Origin of the sequence: Streptomyces sp. ISL-87 (assembly GCF_018614095.1) — a bacterium.
GTDB lineage: Bacteria > Actinomycetota > Actinomycetes > Streptomycetales > Streptomycetaceae > Streptomyces.
On record NZ_JAGGOY010000090.1, the window covers coordinates 14437 to 32521 of the forward strand.

An 18085-nucleotide genomic window follows, 5' to 3' on the forward strand; every position below is an offset into this window, starting at 1 on the left:
GCGCATATCAATGCACCTCCGAGTATTGATGACGAAGATTACAAAAGGGGGCATTTCCACCCTGCATCGCCCCCGGCCCACTGTCAAAGTCAGCCGGCCGGGGCCCGGTGTCGCCCCTGGTCGCAGCCCTGTTCGCGGGCCGGTCGCACCCCCTGGACGCCCCTGGTCGCGCCCTCAGTCGAGCACCGCGATGCCGTCCAGCTCCACCCACGCCCGCTCGTCCCACAGGCGGACCGCGCCGATCACCGCCATAGCCGGAAAGTCGCGCCCCGCCAGCCTCCGCCAGATGCGGCCGAGTTCGGGTGCGTGGTCCCGGTACGCCGCCACGTCCACGGCGTACACGGTGACCCGGGCCAGGTCGGCCGGGGTCCCGCCGGACGCGGCGAGGGCGGCCAGCAGGTTGGCCAGGGCCCGCTCGAACTGCTCCGGCAGGGTGTCCCCCACCACCTTGCCGGAGCCGTCCAGCGCGGTCTGGCCCGCCAGGAACACCAGCCGCCGGCCGGTGGCCACGACCGCGTGGGAGAAGCCGGTCGGCGGGGAGAGTTCCGCCGGGTTGACCCGTTCCAGGCTCATCGCGCGGACACCCCCCGGTACAACTCCTTCGCGATGATGGTGCGTTGCACCTCGCTCGCCCCCTCGTAGATCCGCGGCGCCCTGACCTCCCGGTACAGGTGCTCCAGCAGGTGGCCCCGCTGCAGGGCGACGGCGCCGTGCAGTTGGACGGCGTGGTCCACCACGTACTGGGCCGTCTCCGTGGCGAGGAGCTTCGCCATCGCCGCCCGGCGCGGGATTCCGGCCGAGCCGCTGTCGTAGGCCCCGGCGGCCGCGTAGACGAGCAGCCGCGCAGCCTCGGTCCGGGTCGCCATGTCCGCCACCCGGTGGGCCACCGCCTGAAGGTCGCTCAGCACCCCGCCGAAGGCGGCCCGCCCCGCCGTGTGCGCCAGCGTCGCGTCCAGCGCGGCCCGGGCCATGCCCACCGCGAAGGCGCCGACGCTCGGCCGGAACAGGTTGAGGGTGTCCATGGCGACCTTGAAGCCCCGCCCGGGCTCCCCCAGCAGGTCCTGACGGCCGACCGGCACCCCGTCGAAGGCCAGCGAGCCGATCGGGTGCGGGGACAGCATGTCCAGCGGTTCCCCCGACAGGCCCCGGCGGTCGGCGGGCACCAGGAAGGCCGTCACCCCCTTCGCCCCCGGCCCTTCACCCGTCCGGGCGAACACGGTGTAGAAATCCGCCTCCGGGGCGTTGGAGATCCAGCACTTCTCCCCGCTCAGCCGCCAGCCGGTGCCGTCCCGCGTCGCGGCCAGGGCCAGGGCGGCGGCGTCCGAGCCGGCCCCCGGCTCGCTCAGCGCGAACGCCGCCACCGCCTGCCCGGCGCGCACTCCGGGCAGCCACCGCTCCCGCTGCGCCTCGCTCCCCGCACACAGCACCGGATAGGCCCCCAGCCCCTGCAGGGCCAGGGCCGTCTCGGCCTCCGTGCAGCCGTACGCGAGGGATTCCCGGAGCAGGCAGAGCTCCAGTGCACCGGAGGTGAAGACCCGCTCCAGCAGGCCTTCCTCGCCCAGCGCCGCCAGCAGCGGCCGGTTGACCCGCCCCGGCTCCCCCTTCTCCGCCAGTGGCCTCAGCCGCCGCGCCGACAGCGCGCGCAGCTGCCGGCACCACTCCTCTTGTTCCGCCTCGAGCGCGAATCCGGTCATCCGAATATCCCCGCATCTATCGCGTCCTGTTGACTGCCGTCACCATCACGATACGCTCGTGTGGGGGTACCTCCCAGCGGCAGCTGGGGGACGTCGTACGGCCGGCTCCACCCAATCGGTCCCACACAAAGGGGCCCGGACCGTCGCAAGGGGGCGAACCCGCCTTGGAGCTCAAGCCTTCCGCTCACGCCGACACCTTTGCCCGTGATCATCTGCCACCCGCCCACGCGTGGCCGCAGCTGCTGTTCGAGCTGCCCGGGCTGGCCTACCCGGACCGGCTCAACTGCGGGGCCGAGCTCCTCGACGCCACCATCGACCGGTTCGGGCCCGACCGCCCGGCCTTCCGCAGCGGTGACGGCGAGGTGTGGACGTACGGCGGACTGCGCGACCGCGTGGACCGCCTGGCCCACGTGCTCACTGTCGATCTGGGCGTGGTGCCCGGCAACCGGGTGCTGCTGCGCGGGCCCACCGGCCCCTGGCTCGCGGCCTGCTGGCTGGCGGTGATGAAGGCGGGCGCGGTGGCCGTCACCGTACTGGCCCAGCAGCGCGCCCAGGAGCTGGCCACGGTCTGTGCCATGGCGCAGGTACGGCACGCCCTGTGCCATGTGACGGCGCTGGACGACCTGGCCAAGGCCGATGTGCCGGGCCTGCGGATCACCGCGTACGGCGGCGACGCCCCCGACGATCTCCTGGCCCTCGCCGAGGCCCGTAGCGGGCCCTTCAGCGCCGTCGAGACCTCCGCCGACGACGTCGCCCTGATCGCCTTCACTTCCGGCACCACCGGGCGCCCCAAGGGCTGCATGCACTTCCACCGGGATCTGCTGGCCGTCGCCGACACCTTCTCCCGCGAGGTGCTCAGACCCCGAGCGGACGACGTGTTCGCGGGCAGCCCGCCGCTCGGCTTCACCTTCGGCCTCGGCGGGCTGGTCGTGTTCCCGCTGCGGGCCGGCGCCTCCGCGCTGCTGCTGGAGCAGGCGGCGCCGCGCCAGCTGCTGCCCGCCCTCGCCGAGCACCGGGTCACGGTCCTGTTCACCGCGCCCACCGCGTACCGGACGATGCTGGACTGCCTGGGCCCGTACGACGTGGGCGCCTACGACCTCTCCTCCCTGCGCCGCTGCGTCTCGGCGGGCGAGAACCTGCCGGCCGCCACCTGGCAGGCCTGGTACGAGCGCACCGGTCTGCGGATCATCAACGGCATCGGGGCCACCGAGCTGCTGCACATCTTCATCTCCGCCGCCGACGGGGACATCCGCCCTGGTACGACCGGCCGGGTGGTACCGGGCTGGCAGGCCCGGGTGGTGGACCCGTCGGGGCAGCCGGTCGCGGACAACGAACCGGGGCTGCTGGCCGTGCGCGGCCCGGTGGGCTGCCGCTACCTGGCCGATCCGCGGCAGGGGGAGTACGTACGGGACGGCTGGAATCTGACCGGCGACACGTACGTGCGGGATCCCGAGGGTTACTTCCGGTATGTCGCCCGCGCGGACGACATGATCATCTCTTCGGGTTACAACATCGCGGGCCCCGAGGTCGAGGAGGCCCTGCTGCGTCACCCGGACGTGGTGGAGGCGGCGGTGGTCGGCCGTCCCGACGAGCGGCGCGGGCAGATCGTGGTCGCGTACACGGTCACCCGGGACGGGGTGACACTGACGGAGGAGGCCCTGCGGGCCTTCATGCGGTCCGAGCTGGCCCCGCACAAATGCCCCCGTTCCTTCGTCTTCCTGCCCGCGCTGCCCCGGACGGCGACCGGGAAACTGCAACGGTTCCGGCTGCGCGATCTAGAGTGAACCCGTGGCCGAGATGCACACTCCGCGATCACTGATCGTCACCTTCTACGGCGCCTACGGGCGGGCCTTCGAGGGGCCCGTACCGGTGTCCGCGCTGATCCGACTGCTGGGCGCGGCCGGCGTGGACGCGCCCTCGGTCCGCTCGTCGGTGTCCCGGCTGAAGCGGCGGGGCTTCCTGCTGCCCGCGCGCACGGCGGACGGCTCGGCCGCCTACGACCTCTCCGAGGAGGCCCGGCAGCTGCTGGAGGACGGCGACCGGCGGATCTACGGGGCCTCGCACGTGTCGGAGGAGTGGCTGGTCGCGGTCTTCTCCGTCCCGGAGCAGGAGCGGCACAAGCGGCACCTGCTGCGCTCCCGGCTGGCCCGGCTCGGCTTCGGCAATGTGGCGCCGGGGGTGTGGATCGCCCCGGCGCACCTGGCCGAGGAGACCGGGCACACCCTGGCCCGGCTGCACCTCACGGCGTACGTGGAGCTCTTCCGCGGCGCCCATCTCGGCTTCGCCCCGACCGCCGAGGCGGTGGCCCGCTGGTGGGACCTGACGGCCCTGGCCAAGCAGCACGAGGAATTCCTCGACCTGCACGAGCCCGCCCTGCGCGCCCTCCAGTCGGGCCCGAAGCCCACTCCGGAGGAGGCCTACCGGGGCTACCTCCTGGCCCTGGACAGCTGGCGCCGCCTCCCGTACGCCGACCCGGGGCTGCCGCGCGAGCTGCTGCCCGCGGACTGGCCGGGCGACCGCGCGGCGGCGGTGTTCACCGAACTGCACGAGCGGCTGCGGGACACCGGGGCCGGCTTCGCGGAACCGTAGGACCAGCGGAACCGGGGGCCGGGGCCCGGGTTCAAGCCCAGGCCGGAGCCGGACCCGGAGCCCGCGAAAATTCGAATGCGCCCGCTCGGGGCTCCGCGCCACCATGGCTCATGACGTGGACCTTCACTTCTGATCTGGCGGCCTACCTGACGGCGGCGGGCCCGGCCGTGGCCGCGGAGCCCGTGGTCAACACCGCCCTGCTGACCGTGGCCGACGCGCTGGAGCGGCGCGGGCTCGAAGCCTTCGGGGCGGACGACGCCCCCGTCTTCGGCTGGTGGACCGCCCCCGGCGGGGCCGTCGCCGGGGGCCTGCTGTGCACCCCGCCGTTCCCGCTGCTGCTCGGCGCCCTGCCCGAGGAGGCGGTCCGGGCGCTGGGGGCCGCGCTCTCCACCGAGCCGCTGCTCGCCGGGGTCGGCGGGTTCAACGCCCGCAAGGCCGACGCGCGGGCGCTGGCCGAGGCCTTGGGGAAGCCGACCGCGGTCACCGAGGAGACCCGGCTGTACCGGCTCGCCGCCCTGGTGGCCCCGGATCCCGCCCCGTCCGGGCGGGCCCGCCGCGCCGCGGAGGCGGACCTGCCGCTGCTGCTGGACTGGTCGCAGGCCTTCCGGCGAGAGGCCGGCGTGCCGGGTGCCGCCTCCGAGGCGGGGCTGCGCGACCGGCTCGCCTACGGTGGGCTGCTGCTCTGGGAAGACGCCGGGGGCCCGGTCTCGATGGCCGGCTTCACCCGCCCGATCGCCTCGGTCGCCCGCGTCGGCCCGGTGTACACCCCGGCCGAGCGGCGTGGCCGGGGCTACGCCGCCGGGGTCACCTACGCGGTGAGCGAAGCGGCGTACGCGGCCGGCGCCTTGGAGGTCCTCCTCTTCACGGACCTGGCCAACCCGACCAGCAACGGCGTCTACCAGCGCCTCGGCTACACCCCGGTCGAGGACCGCGCCGAGGTGGTCGCCGCGTGAGTACGGGCGGCCGTGGCCGCCGTCAGTCGCGCCCGGCCGGGGGTTTGCGGCTGCCGGCCCGGTAGGGGGCGGGCCAAGGGGCACCGGGGCCCTCGTAGGACTGGTCGGCGGCCGCGTGGAGGGTCCAGTGCGGGTCGTAGAGGTGGGGGCGGCCGACGGCGCACAGGTCGGCCCGGCCCGCCAGGAGCAGCGAGTTGACGTCGTCCCAGGAGGAGATGGCGCCGACGGCGATGACCGGGATGCCGAGGGCGTTGCGGATCCGGTCCGCGTAGGGGGTCTGGTACGAGCGCCCGTACTCGGGGGTCTCGTCCGCCACCACCTGGCCGGTCGAGACGTCGATGGCGTCCGCGCCGTGGGCGGCGAAGGCGGCGGAGATCTCGACCGCCTCCTGCGGGGAGGTGCCGCCGGGCGCCCAGTCGGTGGCGGACAGGCGGACCGTCATCGGGCGGTCCTGCGGCCAGACCTCGCGTACGGCGTCGAAGACCTCCAGCGGGAAGCGGAGCCGGTTCTCCAGGGACCCGCCGTAGGCGTCCGTGCGGTGGTTGGTCAGCGGGGACAGGAACCCGGACAGCAGGTAGCCGTGGGCGCAGTGCAGTTCCAGCAGGTCGAAGCCGCAGTCGGCGGCCCGTACGGCGGCGGCCGCGAAGTCGGAGCGGACCGCGGCGAGGTCGGCCGCCGTCAGGGCGCGCGGGACGGCGGAGACACCGGGGCGGTACGGCAGCGCGGAGGCGGCGGCCAGCGGCCAGTTGCCCTCCGGAAGGGGGTCGTCCATCCCCTCCCACATGACCCGCGTCGAGCCCTTGCGGCCGGAATGGCCCAGCTGGACGCCGAGCGCCGTGCCGGGCGCGGAGGTGTGGACGAATTCCGCGATACGGCTCCAGGCGGCCGCCTGCTCGGCCGTGTACAGGCCCGTGCAGGCAGGGGTGATCCGGCCTTCGGCGCTGACGCACACCATCTCCGTCATCACCAGCCCGGCCCCGCCCAGTGCTCGCGCACCGAGGTGGACCAGGTGGAAGTCCCCCGGCACGCCGTCCCCGTCCCGGGCCGAGTACATGTCCATCGGCGAGACCACGACCCGGTTGCGCAAGGTCAGCCCCCGCAGCGTGAACGGCGTGAACATCGGCGGAGTTCCGTCTTCCGGGCAGCCGAAGCCCCGCTCCACCGCCCGCGTGAACCGCTCGTCGCGCAGCCGCAGGTTGTCGTGGGTGACGCGGCGGCTGCGCGTGAGGAGGTTGAAGGCGAACTGCCGGGCGGGCTGGTCGACGTAGCCGGCGATCTCCTCGAACCAGCGCATGCTGGCGGCCGCGGCCCGCTGGGTGCTGGCCACCGCCGGACGCCGCGCCGTCTCGTACGCGGCCAGGGCGGCGGGTACGTCGTCCGAAGCGGCCACGGCCTCGGCGAGGGCGAGGGCGTCCTCGACCGCCAGCTTGGTGCCGGAGCCGATGGAGAAGTGTGCGGTGTGCGCCGCGTCACCGAGCAGTACCACATTGCCGTGTGACCACCGCTCGTTGACGATCGTGCGGAACGCCGTCCACGCCGAGCGGTTCCCCTGGAGCGGGCGCCCCCGCAGGGCCTCGCTGAAGATCTTGGCGCAGCGGGCCGCCGATTCGGTCTCCTCGCACAGGTCGAAGCCCGCCGCCCGCCACACCTCCTCCCGCATCTCGACGATCACCGTGGAGGCGCCGAATGGGAACTGCGGCCCGGAGGGCCTCGTTGAGGGGCGGTGGTCGGTCGACGGGCGGGCGTACGGATACGCGTGCAGCTGCATCACGCCGTGCTCGGTCTCCGCGATCTCGAAGCGGAAGGAATCGAAGGCGAAGTCGGCGGCCAGCCAGATGTACCGGCAGAGCCCGGTCGTCACCGTCGTCCGGTAGGACGCGGCATCGTGCTCCCGGATCGCACTGTGCACCCCGTCCGCCGCGACCACCAGGTCGTACGAGGCCGCCAGCTCGGACACCTCCGGGGCCTTCGCGCGGAACCGGAGCCGGACCCCGAGGCCCGCGCAGCGCTCGTGCAGGATCTCCAGCAGGCGGCGGCGCCCGAGGGCGGCGAAGCCGTGGCCGCCGGAGGTCAGCAGCCGCCCCCGGTGCACGATGTCCACGTCGTCCCAGCGCACGAACTCCGCGCTCAGGGCGGCGTAGACCACGGTGTCCGCCCGCTCGATGCCGCCGAGGGTCTCGTCGGAGAGCACCACCCCGAAGCCGAAGGTGTCCTCCGGGGCGTTGCGTTCCCAGACCTCCACCTCGTGCCCCTGTCGGGCCAGCAGCGCGGCGGCGTACAGCCCGCCCGGTCCCCCGCCCACGACGGCGACCCTCATCGCGCTACCTGCCCTTCCACTCCGGCGGCCGTTTCGCGGTGAAGGCCGCGTGGAACTCCGCGTAGTCCTGGCCGTTCATCAGCAGGGCCTGGGTAGCCGCGTCCAGCTCCACGGATGCGGCCAGCGGCATGTCGAGCTCCGCCGTGAGCAGTGCCTTGGTCTGCGCGTACGCGAGGGCCGGCCCGGCGGCGAGGTGCGCGGCCAGCTCGGCGGCGCGCAGGTGGGCCTTGCCCTCCTCGGTGACCTCGCTGAGCAGGCCGATCCGCTCGGCCTCGGGCGCGCGTACGGGCTCGCCGAGCATCAGCAGCCGGGTGGCGTGACCAAGGCCCACGACCCGGGGCAGCAGGTACGCGGCGCCCATGTCCCCGCCGGAGAGGCCGACCCGGGTGAAGAGGAAGGCGAACCTGGCGGTGGGGTCGGCGATCCGGAAATCGGCGGCGAGGGCGAGGACGGCCCCCGCCCCGGCGGCCACCCCGTGGACCGCGGCGATCACCGGGAAGGGGCATTCGCGGACGGCGCGGACCACCTGGCCGGTCATCCGGTTGAAGTCGAGGAGCTGGGCGGTGTCCATGGCGAGCGTGGCGCCGATGATCTCGTCCACGTCGCCGCCGGAGCAGAAGCCGCGCCCCTCGCCGCCGAGCACGAGGGCGCGTACGGAACGCTCCCGGGACAGTTCGGCGAGCAGATCGCGCAGGTCGGCGTAGGCGCCGAAGGTGAGCGCGTTGAGCTTTTCGGGGCGGTCGAGGGTGACGGTGGCGACGCCGTCCTGCCGTGTCACCCGCAGGTGGCGCCACCGTTCGGTCGCTGGTGTGGAACCGGTGAAGGGGCTCACATCTCCGACGGTATCACCGAGCCGTGACTGCCGTCACAGAAACGCGACAGATCAGCGCCCACCCGCGCGCCGTATGACTATGCGCGGGGCCCCGCGAGCGTCGCGACGAGCACGGCCTTGATGGTGTGCAGCCGGTTCTCGGCCTCGTCGAAGACGACCGAGTGCGCGGACTCGAACACCTCGTCCGTCACCTCCAGCGAGTCCAGCCCGTGCCGCTCGTGGATCTCCCTGCCGACCTTGGTGCCGAGGTCGTGGAAGGCCGGCAGGCAGTGCAGGAACTTCACGTCCGGGTTCCCTGTGGCGCGCAGCACGTCCATGGTGACGGCGTACGGGGCCAGGGCCTCGATCCGCTCGTCCCAGACCTCCTTGGGCTCGCCCATGGAGACCCACACGTCGGTCGCGACGAAGTCGGCCTGCGCCACACCCTCGGCGACGTCCTCGGTCAGCGTGATCCGGGCGCCGCTGGCGGCCGCCAGCTCCCGCGCCCGCGCCACCACCGGCTCGGCCGGCCAGTAGGCCTTGGGCGCGACGATCCGTACGTCCATGCCCAGCAGCGCGCCGGTCACCACGTAGGAGTTGCCCATGTTGAAGCGGGCGTCGCCGAGGTAGGCGAAGGTGATCCGCTCCAGCGGCTTGGTGCTGTGCTCGGTCATGGTGAGGACGTCGGCCAGCATCTGGGTGGGGTGCCAGTCGTCGGTGAGGCCGTTGAAGACGGGCACGCCGGAGTAGGCGGCGAGCTCCTCGACGGCGTCCTGACTGTCGCCCCGGTACTCGATCCCGTCGAACATCCGCCCGAGCACCCGGGCCGTGTCCTTGACGGACTCCTTGTGGCCCACCTGGGAGCCGGACGGGTCGAGGTAGGTGGTGTGGGCGCCCTGGTCGGCGGCGGCGACCTCGAAGGCGCAGCGGGTGCGGGTGGAGGTCTTCTCGAAGATGAGGGCGATGCTCTTGCCCTGGAGGTGCCGCTGCTCGGCCCCCGCCTTCTTGGCCGCCTTGAGGCCGGCGGCGAGCTCGATCAGGCCGCGGAACTCGGCGGCGGTGAAGTCGAGCTCCTTGATGAAACTGCGGCCGACGAGGTCGGTGGCCATGGGGACACTCCAGGGTCGCGCTGACGGGGTGATGGAAGTCTATACGATCCTCTGTATTGATATACATACCTACCGGGGTGCTGCGTCGGGAGACCGTGTCAGTGGGGGGACCGTGCCAGTCGGGGGCCCGTGCCAGTCGGGAGACCGTTTCAGTTGGGGTCCCGCTCCACCGGACAGCTCATGCAGCGCGGCCCGCCCCGACCGCGCCCCAGCTCGCTGCCGGGGATCTCGATAACCTCGATGCCCTGCTTGCGCAGATGGGTGTTGGTCGTCACGTTCCGCTCGTACGCGACCACCACCCCCGGCTCCACCGCCAGCACGTTGCAGCCGTCGTCCCACTGCTCGCGCTCCGCCGCGTGCACGTCCTGCGTGGCGGTCAGCACCCGGATCGAGTCCAGGCCGAGGGCCGCCGCGATCGCCCGGTGCATGTGCTCCGGCGCGTGGTCGGTCACCTTCAGCTCGCTCGCCCCGGCGCCGGGCTCGATCGTGTAGGAGCGCAGCATGCCGAGGCCCGCGTACTGAGTGAACGTATCTCCGTCGACCATGGTCATCACGGTGTCCAAGTGCATGAAGGCCCGCCGCTTGGGCATGTCGAGCGCCACGATGCTGGTCGCCGACCCGGCGGCGAACAGGCCCCGCGCCAGCATCTCCACCGCCTGCGGGGTGGTCCGCTCGCTCATGCCGATCAGTACCGCGCCGTTGCCGATGACCAGGACGTCGCCGCCCTCGATGGTCGAGGGGTAGTCGGCCAGGCCCTGCGACCAGTAGTGGAAGGCCCCCGAGCTGGTGAAGAGCGGGTGGTGCTTGTAGATCGCCTCGAAGTGCACGGTCTCGCGCTGCCGGGCCGGCCAGCGCATGGCGTTGATGGACACGCCGTCGTAGATCCAGGCGGAGGTGTCCCGGGTGAAGAGGTGGTTGGGCAGCGGACCGAGCAGGAAGCCGTCCAGCTCCAGGGCGTGGAAGCGGACCGACACCGGCTCCGCGTGCCGCTCCAGGAACTCCCGCTTGGTCATCCCGCCCACCAGCGCCTCCGCCAGCTCGGCCGAGGACAGCCCGTCGAAGACCGAGCGCAGGTGGTCCGTGGCGAGCGGCCCGTACTCCTTCTCGTCGAAGACCCTGTCCAGTACGAGGTGTCTCGCCTCCGGGATGTCGAGGGCCTCGCACAGCAGGTCGCCGAAGAGGTGTACCTCCACGCCCCGGTCGCGCAGCACGTCCGCGAAACCGTCGTGCTCCTGGCGGGCCCGGCGCACCCACAGCACGTCGTCGAAGAGCAGGGCGTCCTTGTTGCTTGGTGTGAGCCGCTTCAGCTCCAGGTCGGGCCGGTGGAGGATGACGCGGCGAAGCCGCCCGGTCTCGGAGTCGACATGGAATCCCATGCCGTACACGTTCCCAGACCGGGCGGCTTTTTGACCGGGCGTCGGCTCAGCGAGGGGCCTCGAGGCCGAGAAGCGCCGTCGGGGTGCCGATGAGTTCCGGGGTGGTCAGGCCCAGCTTGGGGGTGACCAGGTTCGGGAGCCCGAAGTTGCCCCCGTCCGGCATCGTCAGCGGGGAGCCGATGACCGCGCCGGGGGTCCGGGCGAGCAGGGTGGTCGCCGGCGCTTCCAGCGAACCCTCGCCGTCCGTCTCGGGCTCGCCCATCACGTTCGGCACCGGGGAGGTGACGAGGGTCCGGCCGAGTTCGGTGCCGATCGGGATCACCGGGAGCAGTGGGACCGGCAGCATGTCGCCCGTGTGGTGGCGGGGCGCCTCGGGCGCGCCGACGACCGGCACCGGAACCGCGGTGGCCACGCGCGGGGTGTCGACGCCCAGCGTGGTCTCCACGGCATCCAGCGGGACACCCACCGGCACCGAGCTGGCCACGGCCGGAGAGGCCGCGCCGGCCGCGGCCATACAGGTCAAGAGCGCCGCAATGCTTCCGCGCGCGGTCATCTTCATAGGTGACGTTCCGTCCTTCCAGGGTCGCGGACACTCCGCTGCCCTGGATGAACGATCCCGCCGGTGGTTTTCCCGGCGTTCTCCGCGAAAGTTCCCCCATACGACCTAATTCGAGGCCGTACGGGGGCAGCGGCTTTACGTCCGACCGCGACCGTCGGACGCGCGGCCGGGCGCGGTAACGCCCGGCCGAGCGCGGTCAAGCCCGGCCGCGCGCCGTCACAGCCGGGGGTCGACCGGCTCCGACTCCAGGGCGAGCACCGCGAACACCGGCTCGTGCACCCGCCACAGCGGCTCCTCGGCCGCCAGCCGGTCCAGCGCCTCCAGCCCAAGCGCGTACTCGCGCAGGGCGAGGGACCGCTTGTGCCCGAGGAAGCGCTCGCGCAGCCGCTCCAGGTGGTCCGGACGCGTGTACTCCGGACCGTAGATGATCCGCAGGTACTCGCGCCCGCGCACCTTGATCCCCGGCTGGACCAGCCGTCCCCTGCCGTCCCTGGCGTACGCCTGGAGCGGCTTGACGACCATGCCCTCGCCGCCGGCGGCCGTCATTTCCAGCCACCAGTCGGTGCCCGCCCGTACGGAGGCCTCGTCGGCCGTGTCCACCAGGATCCGGCCGGTCCGGCGCAGCAGACCGGTGCCCGCCGCCTCGTCCGCGGCGACGAGCCGGTCCAGCCAGGCCAGCTGCTCGTCGTGCGGTACCGCGGCCAGCGAGCGCCCGGCCGCCGCCAGCAGCTGGAACGGCGCGAACCGTACGCCTTCCAGCCCGTCGGTGGCCCAGCAGTAGCGCCGGTACGCGTCGGTGAACCGGGCGGCGTCGGCGGCCCGGTCGCGCTGGCGCTCCAGCAGCCCGCCCGTGTCGATGCCCCGGGAGGCGGCCGCCGCCAGGGCGGAGATCGCGTCCGGGAAGACGGCACGGGATGCGGCGCCCACGGCGGCGTACTGATGGCGCAGCAGGCCGGCGGACTTCAGCGACCAGGGCAGCAGTTCCCCGTCGATCAGCAGCCAGTCGGTGCCCAGTTCCTCCCAGAGGCCGGCGTCGGTGATCGCCGAGCGGAGCCGGGCGAGCACCTCCTCGGTGACCTCGGGGTCGCTGAAGAAGGCCCGCCCGGTGCGGGTGTAGACGGAACCGGTGGGGCCGTCGCCCCCGAAGCGCTCGCGGGCCGCGCCGGCGTCCTTGCAGACCAGGACGGTGGCGCGGGAGCCCATGTGCTTCTCCTCGCACACCACCCGCTCGATGCCGTCCTTGCGGTACTGCTCGAAGGCCTCGGCCGGGTGCTCCAGGTAGCCGTCCTCCTTGGAGGTCGCCGTGGGCGCCATCGTCGGCGGCAGGTACGGCACCAGGCGCGGGTCCACCGCGAAGCGGCTCATGACCTCCAGGGCCGCGGCCGCGTTCTCCTCGCGCACGCTGACATTGCCCAGGTGCCGGGTCTCCACGATCCGGCGCCCGTACACATCGGCCAGGTCCAGCGGCCGGCCGTCGTGTCCGCCCGGCGCCTCGGTGGCGAGCGGTTTGACCGGCTCGTACCAGACCTTCTCCGCCGGTACGTCGACCAGTTCGCGCTCGGGCCAGCGCAGGGCGGTCATCCTGCCGCCGAAGACCGCGCCGGTGTCCAGGCAGATGGTGTTGTTGATCCAGGCCGTGTTCGGGACCGGCGTGTGGCCGTAGACCACGACGGCCTTGCCCCGGTACTCCTCGGCCCACGGGTAGCGCACGGGCAGGCCGAACTCGTCGGTCTCGCCGGTGGTGTCCCCGTAGAGGGCGTGCGAGCGGACCCGGCCGGAGGTGCGGCCGTGGTACTTCTCGGGCAGCCCGGCGTGGCAGACCACCAGCCTGCCGCCGTCGAGCACGTAGTGGCTGACGAGGCCGGCGATGAACTCCCGGACCTCCTTGACGAATTCCCCGGACTCGCGGCCCAGCTGCTCGATGGTCTCGGCGAGACCGTGGGTCTGCTGGACCTTGGACCCCTTGAGGTAACGGCCGAGCTTGTTCTCGTGGTTCCCGGGCACACACAGGGCGTTGCCGGACTTGACCATGCCCATCACCCGGCGCAGCACGCCGGGGCTGTCCGGGCCGCGGTCGACGAGGTCGCCGACGAAGACCGCGGTGCGGCCCTCGGGGTGGGCGCCGTCCTGGTAGCCGAGCTTGGCGAGCAGGGTCTCCAGTTCGGAGGAGCAGCCGTGGATGTCACCGATGATGTCGAAGGGGCCGGTGAGGTGGGTGAGGTCGTTGAACCGCTTCTCCAGCACCACCTCGGCGGTCTCGGTCTCCTCGACGGAGCGGAGCACGTGCACCTTGCGGAAGCCCTCGCGCTCCAGTCCGCGCAGCGAGCGGCGCAGTTCGCTGCGGTGCCGCTGGATGACCCGGCGGGGCAGCCCGGCCCGGTCGGGGCGGGCAGCGTTGCGCTCGGCGCAGACCTCCTCGGGCATGTCGAGGACGATGGCGATGGGCAGTACGTCGTGTTCGCGGGCCAGCTTGACCAGCTGGCGGCGGGACTCCTGCTGGACGCTGGTCGCGTCGACGACGGTGAGGCGCCCGGCGGCGAGGCGCTTGCCGGCGATGTAGTGCAGGACGTCGAAGGCGTCCTTGCTGGCGCTCTGGTCGTTCTCGTCGTCGGCGACCAGGCCCCGGCAGTAGTCGGAGGAGACGACCTCGGTCGGCTTGAAGTGCTTGCGGGCGAAGGTGGACTTGCCGGATCCGGTGGCGCCGATCAGGACGACGAGGGACAGGTCGGTGACGGGAAGTACGCGGTGGGTCTTGGTTTCGTCGGTGGTGGTCATGCCGCCTCGCCCTCCTTCGGGGTGTCGGTGCCGGTGCCGGTGCCGGCGTTGGTCTCGGTGTTGGTCTTGATGTCGGTGTCGGTGTCGGTGCCGGTGCCGGTGTCGGTGTCGGTCAGGGTGAAGACGGCCATCTGGGTCGGCGGCCCCACCTCGGGGTCATCGTCCCCGACGGGCACGTACGCGACGCCGTACCCGTGCCGCGCGGCGACCCGGTCCGCCCACGTCCGGAACTCCTCGCGGGTCCACTCGAAACGGTGGTCGCCGTGCCGGACGTGCCCGGCGGGCAGGGTCTCCCAGCGGACGTTGTACTCGACGTTCGGAGTCGTGACGAGGACCGTGCGGGGGCGGGCCGAGCCGAACACCGCGTACTCCAGTGCGGGCAGCCGCGGCAGGTCCAGGTGCTCGATGACCTCGCTGAGCACGGCCGCGTCGTAGCCGGCCAGCCGCTTGTCGGTGTACGCGAGCGACCCCTGGAGCAGCCGGACGCGGTCGCTCTGCCGCTCACCCATCCGCTCCAGGCGCAGCCGCTTGGCGGCCGTGCCCAGGGCCCGCATGGACACGTCGACACCGACGATCTCGGTGAAGGACACGTCCTTGAGCAGCGCCTGCACCAGCTGGCCCTGTCCGCAGCCGAGGTCGAGGACGCGGGCCGCACCGGCGGTGTGCAGCGCGGCGAGGATCGCCTCGCGGCGCCGCACCGCGAGCGGAACGGGCCGCTCCTCGGTGTCCAGCGTCTCGTCGACGGCGTTGTCGAGCTCCTCGACCTCACTGCCGTCGGCCTCGGCCAGGCGTACCAGCTCCAGGCGGTCCATGGCGTCCTGGGTGAGCCGCTTGTGGCGCGCCAGGTAGCGGGCGGTGATCAGCCGGTTCTCGGGGTGCGCGGCCAGCCAGCCGTCTCCGGCGCGCAGCAGCTTGTCCACCTCGTCGGGGGCCACCCAGTAGTGCTTGGAGTCGTCCAGCACGGGCAGCAGTACGTACAGCTGGCGCAGGGCGTCGGCGAGCCTCAGCTCACCCTCCAGTACGAGCCGTACGTACCGGGAGTCGCCCCACTCGGGGAACTGCTCGTCGAGCGGTACGGGCGTGACCGCGACCGACTCCCAGCCGAGTGGGCCGAAGAGCCGGCGCACCAGCTCCGCGCCGCCTCGCGCCGGCAGCGCCGGGATCTCGATACGCAGCGGGCGCGCCTGCTCCGGGAGCTCCGGGCGGGCGGTGCAGCGGCCGTTCAGCGCGCTTCCGAACACCGCGCTGACAGCGACGGCGAGCAGTGAGGACGCGGCATACGGCCGGTCGTTCACGTACTGCGCGAGGGCCGCGTCGGGCGCCCCGCCCCGGCCCTTGCCCTGACCACGCCGCACGAGCGCGACGGGATCCACCTCCAGCAGCAGGGCCGCCGTGCACCGCTCGGCCGTGGCCTCGGGGTAGAACACGTGGGCGGTGCCGTGGGAGGTGGAGAACGCCTGCGCCTTGCCGGGATGCTTGTGCAGCAGAAAGCCCAGGTCGGTCGCGGGTCGTTCAGGGGTGCCGGTGGTGGAGATCGTCAGGAACACACGGCCGATTGTTGCTGCCCGACCGCCCTGTCTGCCCCCTATTTTTCCGAGGCCGGGCTACCGTCGAAGAATGAGCGGCGTCGTGGTGGTGTACGAGCTCGGCCAGCCGGTGACAGGGAACGTGTCACACGGTGAGCAGCTGTCTGTCCGCCGGGTGCATTCCGCACCGGCCGCACCGGGCACCTCAGTGCGTGGCCCCCGGACCATGTGCGGCAAGGACACCTTCGCGATGGAAACGGCAGAGTGGAAACCGTCCGGGCAACCGGATTCCTCGTGGTTCGCCCCGGAGTACGCGGACCTGGTGTGCCCCGAGTGCGATGCCGCGATGGACGACCGCTGACCTTCGGCCCTCATCCGCCCGCGGCCTCGGCGGCCAGCGCCGTGATGCGGGCGGGGCCGATGCGGCAGCAGCCGCCGATGAGGCGGGCGCCGGTGGCGCGCCAGGTGGTGACCGGCCAGGGGGCCGGCGTGGCGGGGGCGTTCCAGGTCCGGGTGGCCGCGTCCCAGGCCGAGCCGTCGTTGGGGTAGGCCAGGAGCGGCTTGCGGGTGGCCTCGGAGGCGGCCCGCAGGGCCGGCGCCACGTCCTGCGGGTCGCAGCAGTTGACGCCGAGCGCGATGACCTGCGGGGTCTCGGCCGCGAGGGCGAAGGCCTCGGGGAGGGGCTGGCCGGCGCGGGTCCGGCCGTCGGCCACGGTGTAGCTCAGCCATGCGGGCGCGCCCGTCTCGGCGAGGACGGTGAGCAGGGCTTCGGCCTCGTCGGTGTCCGGGATCGTCTCCAGGGCCAGTACGTCGGGTCCCGCGTCCAACAGCGCCTCTACGCGGGGGCGGTGGAAGGCGGCCAGCTCGCGCACGCTCAGGCCGTACCGGCCGCGGTACTCGGAGCCGTCCGCGAGCACCGCCCCGTACGGGCCCACCGAGGCGGCGACCCAGACCTCGTGGTCCGCCGCCCGCGCCGCGTCGGCGGCCAGCCGCACACTCCGCGCCAGCAGGGCGGTGGTCTCGGGGCGCCCGTAGCCGTGGGCGGCGAAGGCCTCGTACCCGACCTGGTAGCTCGCGGTGATCAGCACCTCGGCGCCGGCCCGGGCGTACGCCGTGTGGGCGGCCGCCACCTGGTCCGGATGCTCGGCGAGCACCCGGCCCGACCAGAGGTCCCCGGACAGGTCGCAGCCCTGGTCGGCGAGCTGGTTGCTCAGCCCGCCGTCCAGGATCACGGTCCTGCGGGCCAGGGCCTCGGCGAGCGGGCCGGATGCGCGCGTCATGCCTACAAGCCTCCGTCAGCCGAGCTGGGACAGCACCTGGGACGAGATCAGCTCCAGGTGGTCCAGGTCGTCGAGGTCGAGCAGCTGGAGGTAGACCCGCGAGGAGCCGATGGCGGCGTAGGTGCCGAGCTTCTCCACGACCTCGGCCGGGGATCCGGCCAGGCCGTTCGCCTTGAGCTCGTCCACCTCGCGGCCGATGGCGGCGGCCCGCCGGGCCACCTCGGCGTCGTCCTTGCCCACGCACACCACGAGGGCGTTGGAGTACACGAGGTCGTCGGCCTTGCGGCCGGCGTCCGCCGCGGCCTCCCGGACCCGGGCGAACTGCCGCTGGCTGTCCGCGATCGACGCGAACGGCATGTTGAACTCGTCCGCGTACCGGGCGGCGAGGCGCGGGGTGCGCTTCGCCCCGTGGCCGCCGACGAGGACGGGCACCTTGGCCTGGGCCGGCTTGGGCAGCGCCGGGGAGTTCTCCACCTGGTAGTGGCTGCCGGTGTAGTCGAAGGTGGCGCCGGGCTCGGTGGCCCACAGGCCGGTGATGATGGCCAGCTGCTCCTCCAGCCGGGCCATCCGCTCCGCCGGGAAGGGGATCCCGTACGCCTTGTGCTCCTCCTCGAACCAGCCGGCGCCCAGGCCCAGTTCGACGCGGCCGCCGGACATCTGGTCGACCTGCGCCACCTGGATCGCGAGGACGCCGGGCAGCCGGAAGGTGCCGGCGGTCATCAGCGTGCCCAGCCGGATCCGCTTGGTCTCGCGGGCCAGTCCCGCGAGGGTGATCCACGCGTCGGTGGGGCCGGGCAGCCCGTCGACGGATCCCATCCGGAGATAGTGGTCGGAGCGGAAGAACGCGTCGAAGCCCAGGTCCTCGGTGGCCTTGGCGACGGTCAGGAGGGTGTCGTAGCCGGCGCCCTGCTGGGGCTCGGTGAAAATACGGAGATCCATGCTCCCCATCCTGCCCTTCCCGCCACGGCAGGGTGAATATCCGTCAACCGGGCGGCCCGCCCCCGCCCCTGCCAGTGACCAGCGCGGATGGGGATCGTTGGCTCGGACGGAGCCGGACCGCCCGGCCCGCGTGCCGGCGGCCTTTCGCCGGTGCGTC

General features: G+C 72.9%; 15 protein-coding genes. 4 read left to right on the forward strand and 11 right to left on the reverse strand.

Annotated features, from left to right (window positions below):
- Nucleotides 1-174: 174 nt before the first annotated feature.
- Complete coding sequence (locus tag J7I97_RS29920) at nucleotides 175-573, reverse strand: RidA family protein (protein WP_214941019.1); 399 nt, start codon at nucleotides 571-573, stop codon at nucleotides 175-177.
- The gene (locus J7I97_RS29925; protein ID WP_214941022.1) at nucleotides 570-1694 is read right to left on the reverse strand and encodes an acyl-CoA dehydrogenase family protein; all 1125 of its coding nucleotides are present in this window, start codon (nucleotides 1692-1694) and stop codon (nucleotides 570-572) included. Before J7I97_RS29925 ends, J7I97_RS29920 begins: the two co-directional genes overlap by 4 nt.
- A 164-nt stretch (nucleotides 1695-1858) precedes the next feature.
- Between J7I97_RS29925 and J7I97_RS29930 the strand changes: the two genes are divergently transcribed.
- The 3 genes from J7I97_RS29930 to J7I97_RS29940 all read left to right on the forward strand — a co-directional run bounded on the left by J7I97_RS29930 (nucleotide 1859) and on the right by J7I97_RS29940 (nucleotide 5236).
- Nucleotides 1859-3478, forward strand: a complete 1620-nt coding sequence (locus J7I97_RS29930; RefSeq protein WP_214941025.1) for an AMP-binding protein — start codon at nucleotides 1859-1861, stop codon at nucleotides 3476-3478.
- Between the two features lie 4 nt (nucleotides 3479-3482).
- A complete protein-coding gene (locus J7I97_RS29935; protein ID WP_214941028.1) occupies nucleotides 3483-4283 on the forward strand; it encodes a PaaX family transcriptional regulator C-terminal domain-containing protein in 801 nt (266 codons plus the stop codon).
- 110 nt (nucleotides 4284-4393) lie between these two features.
- A complete protein-coding gene (locus J7I97_RS29940; RefSeq protein WP_214941031.1) occupies nucleotides 4394-5236 on the forward strand; it encodes a GNAT family N-acetyltransferase in 843 nt (280 codons plus the stop codon).
- Nucleotides 5237-5258: 22 nt separating this feature from the next.
- On the opposite strand, the gene J7I97_RS29945 is transcribed toward J7I97_RS29940, so the two are convergent.
- The 7 genes from J7I97_RS29945 to J7I97_RS29975 all read right to left on the reverse strand — a co-directional run bounded on the left by J7I97_RS29945 (nucleotide 5259) and on the right by J7I97_RS29975 (nucleotide 15730).
- Nucleotides 5259-7553, reverse strand: coding sequence for a bifunctional salicylyl-CoA 5-hydroxylase/oxidoreductase (locus tag J7I97_RS29945; RefSeq protein ID WP_214941034.1), 2295 nt, complete (start codon nucleotides 7551-7553; stop codon nucleotides 5259-5261).
- Nucleotides 7554-7557: 4 nt separating this feature from the next.
- On the reverse strand, nucleotides 7558-8385 hold the full coding sequence (locus J7I97_RS29950; RefSeq protein WP_214941037.1) for an enoyl-CoA hydratase family protein: 828 nt from the start codon (nucleotides 8383-8385) through the stop codon (nucleotides 7558-7560).
- Between the two features lie 77 nt (nucleotides 8386-8462).
- Complete coding sequence (gene argF / locus J7I97_RS29955; RefSeq protein ID WP_214941040.1) at nucleotides 8463-9473, reverse strand: ornithine carbamoyltransferase; 1011 nt, start codon at nucleotides 9471-9473, stop codon at nucleotides 8463-8465.
- A gap of 149 nt (nucleotides 9474-9622) precedes the next feature.
- Nucleotides 9623-10849: an arginine deiminase gene (locus J7I97_RS29960; protein WP_214941043.1), complete on the reverse strand. Its 1227-nt coding sequence runs from the start codon at nucleotides 10847-10849 to the stop codon at nucleotides 9623-9625.
- A 46-nt stretch (nucleotides 10850-10895) separates the two neighbouring features.
- The gene (locus J7I97_RS29965; RefSeq protein ID WP_214941046.1) at nucleotides 10896-11408 is read right to left on the reverse strand and encodes a hypothetical protein; all 513 of its coding nucleotides are present in this window, start codon (nucleotides 11406-11408) and stop codon (nucleotides 10896-10898) included.
- A 216-nt stretch (nucleotides 11409-11624) separates the two neighbouring features.
- Nucleotides 11625-14183 carry a polynucleotide kinase-phosphatase gene (locus tag J7I97_RS29970; protein WP_214941049.1) on the reverse strand — a complete coding sequence of 853 codons (2559 nt, stop codon included), beginning with the start codon at nucleotides 14181-14183 and terminating at the stop codon, nucleotides 11625-11627.
- Nucleotides 14180-15730, reverse strand: coding sequence for a 3' terminal RNA ribose 2'-O-methyltransferase Hen1 (locus tag J7I97_RS29975; protein ID WP_214941052.1), 1551 nt, complete (start codon nucleotides 15728-15730; stop codon nucleotides 14180-14182). Before J7I97_RS29975 ends, J7I97_RS29970 begins: the two co-directional genes overlap by 4 nt.
- A 70-nt stretch (nucleotides 15731-15800) precedes the next feature.
- Between J7I97_RS29975 and J7I97_RS29980 the strand changes: the two genes are divergently transcribed.
- Complete coding sequence (locus tag J7I97_RS29980; protein ID WP_214941055.1) at nucleotides 15801-16070, forward strand: hypothetical protein; 270 nt, start codon at nucleotides 15801-15803, stop codon at nucleotides 16068-16070.
- Nucleotides 16071-16080: 10 nt separating this feature from the next.
- Here the strand turns inward: J7I97_RS29980 and mmuM are convergent, their stop codons facing one another.
- A complete protein-coding gene (gene mmuM / locus J7I97_RS29985; protein WP_214941058.1) occupies nucleotides 16081-16989 on the reverse strand; it encodes a homocysteine S-methyltransferase in 909 nt (302 codons plus the stop codon).
- Between the two features lie 15 nt (nucleotides 16990-17004).
- A complete protein-coding gene (locus J7I97_RS29990; protein ID WP_214941061.1) occupies nucleotides 17005-17928 on the reverse strand; it encodes an LLM class F420-dependent oxidoreductase in 924 nt (307 codons plus the stop codon).
- Between the last annotated feature and the right edge of the window lie 157 nt (nucleotides 17929-18085).